We start from the raw sequence: 11,828 nt of genomic DNA on the forward strand, positions 1-11,828 counted from the left end.
TGCGATGTCCGCCCATCTCGCCCACAGCACCGAACCCATTCCCCGCTATTGGCTGTATGGCGAGCCGCCGGCGGTGCCGGAGCTGCGCTTCGTCCATATCGAGACGATTCCGGAGCGGATGCGCTTGTACAATTGGGAGGTCCGTCCCCACCGCCACGACGGGCTGAGCCATGCCCTGCTGGTCACGGACGGCGGCGGGCGGCTGACCGCCGACGGGGTGGAGGTGATGTTCCGCGCTCCAGCGCTGATCGTGGTGCCGGCGCAGGTGGTGCACGGCTTCCAGTTCGAACCCGCCACCGACGGGCATGTGCTGACCATGTCGGAGGGTTTCCTGGCCGGTGTGCAGGCCGCCGCCCCGGAGGCGGAATTGCGCGAGGCCCCGGCCCTGCCGATGGCTTGGGGCCTGGAGCCGGGATCGGACGAGGCGGCGGCGCTCAATCGCTGTTTCGCCGAGATCAGGCGGGAGTTCCGCGCCCACCATGTCGGCCGGGCCAGCGCGATCTCGGCCCAGGTGCTGTTGCTGCTGGTCGCCGTGCTGCGGCTGGCGGCCGCCCGGCGGCGCGACGGCGCGGCGCGGGACGGGCAGGGGGTGTCGCCGGACGTCCGGCTGCTCGCCCGGTTGCGGCCGATGATCGACGAGCGGTTCAGCCAGCATTGGCCGGTGGAGCGCTATGCCGCGGCGCTGGGCGTCACCTCCAACCGCCTGAACGCCGCCTGCCGCCGCGTCACCGGCCTGTCGACTTTGCAGCTGGTGCATGCCCGGCTGATGCTGGAGGCGCGGCGCTCGCTGATCTACACCGGCCATGGCATGGCGGAGATCGGCTATGCCCTGGGCTTCGAGGATCCGGCCTATTTTTCCCGCTTCTTCACCAAGCGCGAGGGGCGGTCGCCGCAGGCCTTCCGCCGGGCGCATGCCGAGGGTTCGGCGGGTGGTGGCGGAACGGGAAGCAGCCTTGACGGGAACGGTCTTGACCGCAGCGGGGCAGGCTCACCACAGTAACAGCCATGCGCCCCGCAATTGGGAATGCGGAGCGGTTTGCTGTGCGGGAAGGGGTGGTTGCGATGGACAGCCTGGACGTCACGATGCGCGAGCCGGCCGAAACGGTCGAACAGTCGCTGTGGCGCCGCCTGCGCGCCGATGCCGTCCGGGTGGCGGAGGAGGAGAGCGGCCTTTCTCCCTTCCTGTATGACGCGGTGCTGGCGCGTGACGGTTTCGGCCCGGCGCTGGCGGCCCTTCTGGTGCGCAAGCTGGCCGACCGCGCCATGCCGGAGGACCGGCTGGCCGCCGTGGTGCGCGACGCCATGGAGGCCGACCCGGCCATCGTCGATGCGGCCGCCGCCGACCTCGCCGCCATCCTGGCCCGCGACCCGGCCGCCGACGGTTGCCTGACGCCCTTCCTCTATTTCAAGGGCTTCCACGCCCTGCAATGGCACCGCGTCGCCCATTGGCTGTGGCGGGGCGGCCGCCACGACCTTGCCCATTTCCTGCAAAGCCGGGTGTCGGAGGCCTTCGCCGTCGACATCCACCCGGCGGTGCCGGTGGGGCGCGGCGTGTTCATCGACCATGGCACCGGCGTGGTGATCGGCGAGACGGCGGTGATCGGCAACGACGTGTCGATCCTGCAGAACGTCACGCTGGGCGGCACCGGCAAGGAGCATGGCGACCGCCATCCCAAGGTGCGCGACGGTGTTCTGCTGTCGGCCGGGGCCAAGGTGCTGGGCAACATCACCATCGGCGCCCACGCCAAGGTCGGCGCCGGCAGCGTCGTTCTGAAGGACGTTCCCGGCTGCGCCACCGTGGCCGGCGTGCCCGCCAAGGTCGTCGGCTGGTGCCGTGACGAGCCGGCGCCGGCGCTGACCATGGACCAGAGCCTGCAACAGGGCGATTACAGCATCTGAGCGGCCTCCTCTGCGCTCTGTCCCTTCGCTGTCACCGGAAATCCGTCTTCACAGTGACTACATGGAAGATGGATCGAGGTCAGGGCGCGGGGGCCGTGAGGGTGTTGCTGGCATTTCTGTTGACGCTGGTCCTGCTGCTGGCAGGGCCGGTGTTCCTGCTTGCCTCCGGGGCGGTGCCGACGGCGGTCGACTGGAGCCGCATCGACCGCAGCCCGGTTGGCCTCGCCCCCGACGCGGCGACGACGCCGGAGGCGGTTGTCCAGGTCTATGCCGCCCGCGTGCTGTCCTGGCGCGGTGCCTTCGGCGTGCATCCCTGGTTCGCCGTGAAGCCGGCCGGCGCCCGCAGCTATACCGTCTATGAGGTGATCGGCTGGCGCGCCTACCGTGGCCTGTCGGTGGTTGCCGTCAGCCAGCGCGATCCCGATGGCCGCTGGTTCGGCGCCCAACCCACCCTGCTGAAGGAGTTGCGCGGCCCCCCTGCTGAGGCAGCCATCCCCAGGATCGCCGAGGCTGCCGCCCGCTATCCCTATGCCGGCGAGTACCGGGTCTGGCCCGGCCCGAACAGCAACACCTTCGCCGCCTGGATTGCCCGCGCCGTGCCGGAGTTGCGGCTCGACCTGCCCTCGACCGCGCTGGGCAAGGATTATCTGGGCTCCGGCCTGTTCGCGCGGGCGCCGAGCGGCACCGGCTGGCAGATCAGCCTGTTCGGCGTCGCCGGTCTGCTGCTGGCGCTGGAGGAGGGGGTGGAGCTGAATCTGTTGGGACTGACGGTGGGAATCGACCCGCTGGACCTTGCCGTGAAACTGCCGGGAATCGGGCGGGTAGGGTGGCCAGAGTCCGAGCCGCTTAAGGTCAGCGGAAGAACTCGAACATAATTTGGAAGAGAATGGTCAGTTGGTTTGACCAACACGCACCATCCACACCTTTGGTTTATAAGGGAGGATGGTGCCCAGGGACGGAGTCGAACCGCCGACACGGGGATTTTCAGGCCCCAATTATCGTAATTATGTCAATAACTTATCCGCTTTTGTAGTGTCTAACTCCCCACGCAATTCCAAGGCAAACCATCAAAGTGTCTAACAACGACGAGGCGCTTATCACACCTCGACGCGTAATGAAATTGCCAGAGTGAAGTCTGGTAACAGCGGAGTGCTCCCATCGTTATAGTCCTATGATCGAGATCGATGGCTGACATCGGTCAGGTCGGCGAGGAACTCCGAGCCCGGCTCCACGCCCGTGATGCAGACGCGGTCGAGGACACGGGTGCAGGCGACGTAGCGCAGGTGGCGCTCGGTTTCGAAGATCTCGTCCTGCTCGGGCTCGTCCGATGCCGACTCGATGTGCTCATGAAGCGGCATGACCTCGTCGTCGCAGGCCATCACGGCGATGGGCTTGAACTCGAGCACCCTTGACGAGGTGCATGGTGCCGATCGCGATGCGACCGCCCTCCGCGTCGCCGCAGTCCTGCAGCGTGACCCAGGGATGGCCCGACTGCTTGGCGGCTGCCTTGGCGCGGTCCAGCCCGTCGGGCGTGCGAACGAAGATGCCGACCTCTTCTGGGGCCACGCCGTCGGCGACGATGCCGGCGATCCAGGCGGCGACGTAGGCGGCCTCGTCCTCAGCCGTGTCGAGCAGGCCGACGTCCGGCTCCGGTCCGTCGAAGACGGAGATCGTGCCCTTACGCTGGTCCTCGACGCTGTCCACGTCGCGCACCCGCGCCGGCTGCAGCAGGTCGGCCCGCCGGCGGATCTGGTGGGAGGTGCGGTAGTTGACCTTCAGAGCCGAAGAGCGCCCGCGAATGTCCACCCCCTTCGACAGCCAGGAGCAGGGCTGCTGGAAGATGCGCTGGCCCAGGTCGCCGGCAAAGAACAGGGCGTCGGGGCCATTCGGCACCAGGGTGGTGAGGAAGCGCAGCTGCGGGATGCTGTGTCCTGCGCCTCGTCGATCAGGTGGCGCTGAAGGGTTTCTTCTCGCAACCACAGTGGTGTTCGGCGACGCTGGGGACGGCCTCGGCCCAGGTGACCACATTGCGCCCCTTCAGGATGGCCTGGGCACGCTCGAACAGCGCCCACAGCGATTTGCGCTGGTTGCCGCCGATCCTGGTGCGGCGGCCGAGGCGGGAGACGTCCCACTGTCATTGACCCAGAGGGGCAGGCAATGGGGACAGTCCAAGTTCGATCAGGAACTCATTGTGCTTCGCCGTTGACTCCCGAATCTGCTTCTCGATCTCGACCAATTTGTCATGCGTGGCCGAAAGATCGATCGCGACCTCCTGCTTGGCTGTGCTGACATAGCGCGAGATGTTCAGGTTGAAGTCGTTGGCCTCAATCTCCGTCATCTCAACGCGTCTGGCGTACCGCTCGATCCTCTCCGGACGCTGCTGATAGGTGTCGACGATCTTCGCGATATGTTCGTCGGACAGGTAGTTCTGTCGCTTGCCTCTCTCGAAATGCTCGGACGCGTTGATGAAAAGGACATCATCGTGCTTCTTGCACTTTTTCAGGACGAGGATGCAGACCGGGATACCGGTCGAGTAGAACAGGTTCGCCGGCAGGCCGATGACGGTGTCGATGTGCCCGTCGTCAAGGAGCTTGCGGCGGATCTTCGCCTCCGAGCCGCCGCGAAACAACACGCCGTGCGGCAGGATGATCGCCATTACACCGTCATCCTTGAGGTAATGAAACCCGTGCAGCAGGAACGCGAAGTCTGCCGCCGACTTCGGGGCTAGGCCGTGATTCTTGAAGCGCACGTCCTCGCCCAACGCGTCGTTCGGGTCCCAGCGATAGCTGAACGGCGGGTTGGCGACCACGGCGTCGAAGTACGGCTTCCTCGCCGGGTTCGTCTCGCGGAGCATGTCCCAGTCGTTCGTCAGCGTGTCTCCGTGGTAGATCTCGAATTCGGTGTCCTTCACCCCGTGCAGCAGCATGTTCATTCGCGCGAGGTTGTATGTGGTGATGTTCTTCTCCTGCCCGTAGATCTTGCCGATGCCGTGCGGCCCCATGCGCTTGCGCACATTGAGCAGCAGCGAACCCGAGCCGCAGGCAAAGTCCATCACGCTGGCGAGGTGCTTACGCTTGCCCGTCTTCGGCTCCTGACTGTCGAGCGTGACGATCGCGGAGAGGATGTCCGAGATCCGCTGCGGCGTGTAGAACTCGCCCGCCTTCTTGCCCGAACCGGCGGCGAACTCGCCGATCAGGTACTCGTAAGCGTCGCCAAGCGCGTCCCTATCGATCGAGAACTCGGCGAGGCCCTCCGCGATCTTCTTGATGATCGTGCAGAGCTTCGCGTTCCGGTCGGCGTAGGTCTTGCCGAGCTTTTCGGAGCCGAGATTGATTTCCGAGAAGAGGCCGGAGAATGCGCTTTGGAACGATTCAGTCTCGATATACTTGAAACCGGCCTGGAGCGTGGTGAGCAGTTCGCCGTTCTGGGTGCGGGCCATGTGGGTGATGCCGGCCCAGAGGTGCGTGGGCCGGATGACGTAATGCGCCTTGAGCCGCATCTGCTTCTCGAACGCCGGCACATCCCCGGGGTTCTGCTCGTACCAGACGGACAGCGAGGACCGCCCGCCATTACCGATGGCGTTCGGGTCAGGGTAGTCGCGCCCCAGTTCCTTCTTCGCGGCCTGTTCGTAATTGTCTGAAAGGTAGCGGAGAAACAGGAACGCGAGCATGTAGTCGCGGAAGTCATCCGCGTTCATCGCCCCCCGGAGCTGGTCGGCGATGGCCCAGAGCGTCTTGCCGAGCTGCTTCTGGTTGTTGTCTGTCATTGATTAGCCCGTATGTGCGACGAAAGCGTAATGCGCATTCAGTTTTTCATAAATCGATTCAAACAACTCCAAGTTGTCCGGCACAAGACGGTCGGACTCGAAGTAGTATACATTCTTGTGAGAGAGGGCGTTCACGATTCGTGCTACATCTTCAGCATCGTCGAACCCAATGCGTTCGAGTGCATAGCTGATGCGACCGACCCCGAGAAACGACGAAACATTCTCCAGAAGCTGACGGAGCAGAGCAAAGTGGTGCGCGCGGACATCATTATCCCTTCGTGCTTGCTCCAGAACTTGAAGGATCCGGAGGTGATAGAGAAAAACAGCATTTTTTTCGGCCTCGAGCGAAACGGCGCCTTGTTTTCCGCTAAGGATACGGACTCTTGTTCCCCTAGCATACTTGCTGCTCTTCTCTCCCTTCTTCAACCAATCGTACAGGATAGAGAACATCCCGATATGATGAGTGGCGATGATAATCTTCCGCTCACCGAAATAAGTCTCGATCAGATCGTACAACGTCGATGCTGTCACGAAGATGTTATGGTCATCAAGACTCGAGACTGGATCATCGACGAAGATGTGCCGTGTTTGCTTATCAGCCCATCCTTCGACTTCCATCATTGCGAGAAAGAAGCACCAGACAAAGATGCGCTCTTCCCCGCGAGAGAGCTTCATTGGCGGAACATCACCGGGCTGCGTACCGGTGGGGAAAAACGAGATCGACTCGATTCCCTTTTCAGCATCTTTGTGCATGACAAAGCGGAAATCGAAGCTCGGCCTGTACGGCTTTAGCTTCGCATGAATGTTGAGTTCGGTTAGATCGGCGTGCAGCCTGCTGAGGCTGCTCGGGAGGATAGAGAGTCGGATGTTGGCCTCGCGGTTCTCGATGTCGTTATTCCAGACAAAGAGGTCCTCGCTGTAAGCGTTGTAGTAAATGCCCGCGTGTATTCCGTCTTTGTCTTTGGTCGCATTCTTGTATGCAACTGAAAGCCGAGTTTTCCCCACCGAGTTAAAGGCGTAGAGCAATTGAACGTCGGCACCGTCGTCGCGTAGTTCGCATGCAATATCTTCAATGGTACTCATTCTGCCTCCAAAGTGGGAAATAGTAGCTGCAACAGCCCCTGTTTATGCGCTTTCAAGCTTTCAACATTCCGCAACTGCGCGGCCAACACGTTGTCCAGCGAGGACAGGCACACTGCGATTCGTTGCTGCTCAGCGAGTTTCGGGATGACGATATCGAGGCCGGATCTGAATGTGGTCGGATTGATGTTTGACTGACTAATGCTCGGCGTCGCGAGCAGCTTGATTTGGGACTGGAGCATCTGCGTGTTCAGCATCAGGTTGCAGAACCACGGGTCGATGCGTTTCTCATCCAGACGGAACGAGACGATGTACGACGCCGTGATGCACTCCGTGTCACGATCGAAGATGGAGATTTTTCCCACTAAGTCACGACTGTTTGTCCTGTTCAGCAGGATGTCGCCTTTCTGCAAACGGAAAGACTCGAATTCTTCGGGTTCGAGGTCGATATAAACGAGGTTGGAGAAGTTCAACCCGCCATCACTCATGTTGCCCATGCGCAGAACCGGGTACCGTCCTGTCTCAGAAGTCGATGCAGACGTTCCGTAGAAAGACTTAATAACGAAGTCACCAAACTTGTGCGGTTTCCACCCTTCCTCGTTGTGGAACTCCGGGAAGCGCAGCCTGGGCACGGTTTCACCTTCTTGGGGAAAGAGCTGCTGCATCAACCCTTGTTTGTGCTGCCGCAGGGCTTCGAGCTTTTGGCCCTCCGCCGCGATCAGGTTGTCCAACGAGCCGAGACAATCAGCGACCTTCTGCTGCTCCCGCTCGGATGGAGCATAGATTGGGCACTCTAGAAACGTCTCGACCTGGATGCGCTTCGCCTTCCTGCCACCGTCTGCAATCTCGCCGCGGGTCTTATAGAATTGCTCGCGCTGAACGTACTCCAATAGGAACTTTGCGTTCATCTCAGAAGAGATGTCAAAGCACGGAAGATCAACGGTTGACTCGAAACCGTCCAAATGTTCCGGTATTATGCCAAATGCTTGGTTTAGAAAGTCAAGCTTGCTATAGATGAACTGCCCGGCGCGTCGTCGATAGTACTGGGTGTTCTCGCTACCCTGCACGGTATCGTTCTTTTCAAAGACGCCTTTTCCCCACAACTTCACGGTTAGCTTCTTTGCTTCATGCCCGCCACTTCCCTTGATCCGGCTTTCGCTCAGATACCGGCTCATCAAGCGACGCTGCCAGCCGGGCGCGTCCTGGAACTCAGGGAAGCGGAGCTTCGGCACAAGCGTCGATGGAGTGTCGGCAGTCATCGCGCCCCCCCATGCTCGTAGGCGTTGAGACCCGAGATGTCCCGGCCGTGGGCTCGCTTGTTCAGTACCGGAACGAGGTCGGTCATCAGGGCAAGTTCCCGCTCGCGGCGTTCACGCCAGCCAAGCTCGAGCGGTTCCATCAAGTCGGTGAGCCGCTCGCCGTCGAAGATCATGCGCTGGAGGATGGCATCGACGAAGGCCGCGAGGGCTTCGGTCGTCAGACCGTGAGCACGAGCGAGGCCTTCGATCTCCCTGGCCTGCTTTTCGGCCTTGAACCGCTCGTAGCCAGCGCGGATCGCGGCTTCGTCGAGGCCTTCACCCTCCTTAAGCGAGCGGACATACTCGGTTATCTCCTCCCGCTCGTCGAGGAACTTGGCGTCGGATTGGATCAGACCGATTAGCTGCTCGCGGCTGATCGTCAGCTTTCCCGGGTCTTGACCCGAGTATTTGGTGATCAGTGTCATGATGTAGTCATAATCAATGACGGCGGAGGCGAAGAGGACGAATTCGAAGTCGAGTTGGTCGACCTCGGGATTGGCGGGTTCGCCGTTTTCCCCAGGCTTGCCCTGCTGCTCTTTCAGGCGCTGGGCAGTTTCGAGATAGACGCCGCGGAAGGCGCGGAGGTCGTTCTTGGGGAGGGCCTGCTCGATCTGCGTCCGCTGCTCGTCGGTGAGGTCGGTGTACTGGTCGAGTTGCGTCTGGAGGCGCTGAACCTCCTTGAACCGCTTGATGAACTGTGCACGGGCGTCGTCGCCCCTCAGGTTGCTCACCTGGTCGGGTTTGGCCTCGAGGCCCTGCGAAGCCATGAACGCGCCGAGGTCGGCGACGGCCCGCTTGAAGTCGTCGATGATGGCGGAAGCCTTGTCAACCAGCCAGATCTTGCGGGCGCGGTCGAGCTGAACGCCGGAGAACAGAGTGATGGCGGCGTCGACATTGTCCTTCTGGTTGCGGAAGTCGAGGATGTGGCCGTGGGGCTTGGTTGCATTGAGAACGCGGTTGGTGCGGGAGAAAGCCTGGATCAGACCGTGGTGCTTGAGCGTCTTGTCGACATAGAGCGTGTTGAGGAATCTGGCGTCGAAGCCGGTGAGAAGCATGTCAACGACGATGGTGATGTCGATCTTCTCCTGGCCCTTGCGCGGCATATCGCGGTTGGGGAACTGCTGATCCTTGATGCGCTGCTGGACGTCCTGATAGTAGAGGTCGAAGTTGTTGATGTTGTAGTTCGCGCCATATCTTTGATTGTATTCGGCGATGACCGCCTTGAGCGCGGCCTTCTTGCCCTCGGGATCTTGCTTGTTATCCTCCTTCTCCTGGGGGAGGTCCTCCTGGATTTGCCGGATGTCCGGGCTGCCCTCCGCAGGCGGCGAGAAGACCGTGGCGATCTTGAGGGGGACGAACTCGGGGTCGGCGGCCTGGCGCTCGGCCTGGAGCGTCTTGAAGATCTCATAATATTCGATGGCGTCGTTGATCGAGGCGGTGGCGAACAATGCGTTGAAGCGCCGGCCACCAGTCGCGGCGTCGTGCTTGTCGAGGATGGCCTGGGCAATTGCCTGCTTGGTGAGCGATTGGCCCGGCTTGAGGGCGGTGGCGTCCTTGGGCTTGTAGTAATCGACGTGGAAGCGCAGGACGTTCCGATCCTCGATCGCGTGTGTGATGGTGTAGGCGTGAAGTTCCTTCTGGAAAAGGTCTTTGGTCGTTCGCAGCGTAGCAACATCTCCCTCGATCTGCTTGACGGTCGCATTGTCCTCGAAGATCGGGGTGCCGGTGAAGCCGAAGAGCTGGGAGTTCGGGAAGAACTCCTTGATAGCCGTATGATTTGCGCCGAACTGCGAGCGGTGGCACTCGTCGAAGATGAAGACCATCCGCTTGTCGCGGAGCGGTTCAAGGCGCCGCTTGAACGTCGAGCGCCCTTGAGCGAGGTTCTGCTTGTTGTGCTTGCTGTCCTCGTCGAGGGCGAGCCCCAGTTTCTGGATGGTGGTAACGATGACCTTGTCCGCGTGGTCGTCGGACAGGAGGCGGCGGACGAGCGCCGCGGTGTTGGTGTTTTCCTCGACGCAATTCTCCTGAAACCGGTTGAACTCCTCGCGGGTCTGGCGGTCGAGGTCCTTGCGGTCGACGACGAAGAGGCACTTGTGGATGCTGTCGTTGGTCTTGAGGAGCGTCGAGGCCTTGAAGGAGGTCAGTGTCTTGCCTGAGCCAGTCGTGTGCCAGATATAACCATTGCCGCAATTCTGTTCGATGCAGTCGACGATGGCCTTGACGGCGTAGATCTGGTACGGGCGCATCATCAGGAGCTTCTGCTCACCCGCGATGAGGACCATGTACCTGCTGATCATCTGGCCGAGCGTGCATTTGGCAAGGAACCGATCGGCGAAGTCGTCGAGGTGCGTGATCTTGGTGTTGTCCTCCGCTGCGAACTGGTAGACCGGAAGGAACCGCTCGTCCGCGTCGAAGGCGAAATGCCGCGCGTTGTTGTTGGCGAAGTACCAGGTTTCCGCGCGGTTGCTGACGATGAAGAGCTGGACGAAGCAGAGTAGCGTCTTGGTGTATCCGTTACCTGGGTCGTTCTTGTAGTCGACGATTTGCTCCATCGCCCGCCGCGGGCTGATTCCAAGAGTCTTTAGCTCGATCTGAACGACGGGGACGCCGTTGATCAGGAGCATGACGTCGTAGCGGTGGTGGCTGTTGTCCGTATTGATGCGGAGCTGATTGACGACTTCGAAGGCGTTTTTGCACCAGTCCTTGATGTTGACGAGAGTGTAGTTGAGCGGTGTGCCATCGTCGCGGACGAACGCTTCCCGGTTCCGGAGAGACCGGGCGGCCTCGTATACATCCGGTGTGGTGATCTCGTCGAGGAGTCGCTGGAACTCGCCGTCCGTAAGTTTGACACGATTCAGGGCTTCAAACTTCTCCCTGAAGTTTGCTTCAAGCGTGGCTCGATCACGGATGTCGGAGCGATACTCGTACTTGAGGTCCCGTAGCTTCGTGACAAGAGCCTCTTCAAGATCGCGTTCGGGTTTGATCATCGCCATCGCGGGGGCTCACTCCCTTTTGGATCTGCTGATTGGGTCCTGCAGCCCGGTGTCAATTGCGAACACAAGAAAAAGTTGCGCTCCATGGCGCGAATGCAGGAGGCGAACTTCCTGGGAGCGGCTTGAGCCATTATTTTGCCTTCGTAGTCGTGCTTGGGTCGCTATCGACGCGGTCTATCTCAAAACCCTTCAGCCGTTCGTACTCCTCCACCGCCATCACCACCACAACCGGCCGCCCATGTTTTGCGACCATCACTGGTTCCGCGCGGGCCAAGTCGATCAACCGTCCGAAACCATATTTCGCGTCTTTCGCGCTCAGGGTCAGCATGCGACTCCCTGCCTGCAATTTATCCAAGTTTGGGCCAATTTGGCCCAAAGCGCAATGGATTTTGGATTCCAGCGGACTCTCACAGACGAACGCCGGCCCACCGGCGGTGCGCCGCGACTCGCCCGCCAGTACATGCAGATCACCCGGAAGAAGCTGCGAACTTCATCTCTCAAGTATTGAGCTCCGGCGGCGGTTGGGGTCGAACTGGCGGCATCCCGTAGCCAACACCGATGCAGCGCATGCCGTTACGCGAGACCTGCCAAACGATAGCACCAGGAAGGCGCGCTCGAGGAGATGTGGAAGGAGTATCCGTCACGCGAATGGCCGCAGTTCCCGCAGCCATTGAACGCGGCGCTGAGCATCGAGGCCGAGCAAGCGTTCACCCGCGCCAGAGGGCCGCGGACACGCCGGCGGGTCGTCCTCGAGCTATGCCCGGTGGTGGCAGTCGGCTCCGCCAGCGCCGC

Annotated in this window: 10 protein-coding genes; 3 read left to right on the forward strand and 7 right to left on the reverse strand. The window is 61.3% G+C overall.

The window, feature by feature from the left end:
• The first annotated feature begins 4 nt into the window (after window positions 1–4).
• From E6C72_RS26510 to E6C72_RS26520, 3 genes are all read left to right on the forward strand, one after another.
• Window positions 5–1,000, forward strand: coding sequence for a helix-turn-helix domain-containing protein (locus E6C72_RS26510; protein ID WP_109444009.1), 996 nt, complete (start codon window positions 5–7; stop codon window positions 998–1,000).
• 62 nt (window positions 1,001–1,062) lie between these two features.
• Complete coding sequence (cysE, locus tag E6C72_RS26515; protein ID WP_247876058.1) at window positions 1,063–1,899, forward strand: serine O-acetyltransferase; 837 nt, start codon at window positions 1,063–1,065, stop codon at window positions 1,897–1,899.
• Window positions 1,900–2,003: 104 nt separating this feature from the next.
• Window positions 2,004–2,774 carry a DUF3750 domain-containing protein gene (locus E6C72_RS26520; RefSeq protein ID WP_247882181.1) on the forward strand — a complete coding sequence of 257 codons (771 nt, stop codon included), beginning with the start codon at window positions 2,004–2,006 and terminating at the stop codon, window positions 2,772–2,774.
• 294 nt (window positions 2,775–3,068) lie between these two features.
• Here E6C72_RS26520 and E6C72_RS26525 read toward each other — a convergent pair whose 3' ends face one another.
• The 7 genes from E6C72_RS26525 to E6C72_RS26555 form a co-directional block, all read right to left on the reverse strand.
• Window positions 3,069–3,257 carry a hypothetical protein gene (locus E6C72_RS26525; protein ID WP_136700854.1) on the reverse strand — a complete coding sequence of 63 codons (189 nt, stop codon included), beginning with the start codon at window positions 3,255–3,257 and terminating at the stop codon, window positions 3,069–3,071.
• Entirely contained in the window at window positions 3,244–3,792 is a 549-nt protein-coding gene (locus tag E6C72_RS26530; RefSeq protein WP_109444012.1) for a hypothetical protein, read from the reverse strand. The genes E6C72_RS26525 and E6C72_RS26530 overlap by 14 nt, the downstream gene beginning before the upstream one ends.
• 241 nt (window positions 3,793–4,033) lie before the next feature.
• Window positions 4,034–5,665, reverse strand: a complete 1,632-nt coding sequence (locus tag E6C72_RS26535) for a type I restriction-modification system subunit M (RefSeq protein WP_109444013.1) — start codon at window positions 5,663–5,665, stop codon at window positions 4,034–4,036.
• A 3-nt stretch (window positions 5,666–5,668) separates the two neighbouring features.
• Window positions 5,669–6,748, reverse strand: coding sequence for an AAA family ATPase (locus E6C72_RS26540; RefSeq protein ID WP_109444014.1), 1,080 nt, complete (start codon window positions 6,746–6,748; stop codon window positions 5,669–5,671).
• On the reverse strand, window positions 6,745–8,004 hold the full coding sequence (locus tag E6C72_RS26545) for a restriction endonuclease subunit S (protein ID WP_109444015.1): 1,260 nt from the start codon (window positions 8,002–8,004) through the stop codon (window positions 6,745–6,747). Before E6C72_RS26545 ends, E6C72_RS26540 begins: the two co-directional genes overlap by 4 nt.
• Window positions 8,001–11,036: a type I restriction endonuclease subunit R gene (locus tag E6C72_RS26550; protein WP_109444016.1), complete on the reverse strand. Its 3,036-nt coding sequence runs from the start codon at window positions 11,034–11,036 to the stop codon at window positions 8,001–8,003. Before E6C72_RS26550 ends, E6C72_RS26545 begins: the two co-directional genes overlap by 4 nt.
• Window positions 11,037–11,166: 130 nt before the next feature.
• A complete protein-coding gene (locus E6C72_RS26555; protein WP_109444017.1) occupies window positions 11,167–11,364 on the reverse strand; it encodes a type II toxin-antitoxin system Phd/YefM family antitoxin in 198 nt (65 codons plus the stop codon).
• Window positions 11,365–11,828: the final 464 nt, after the last annotated feature.

The sequence above is a fragment of the Azospirillum sp. TSH100 genome (assembly GCF_004923295.1).
In the GTDB taxonomy this organism is placed as follows: Bacteria; Pseudomonadota; Alphaproteobacteria; order Azospirillales; family Azospirillaceae; genus Azospirillum.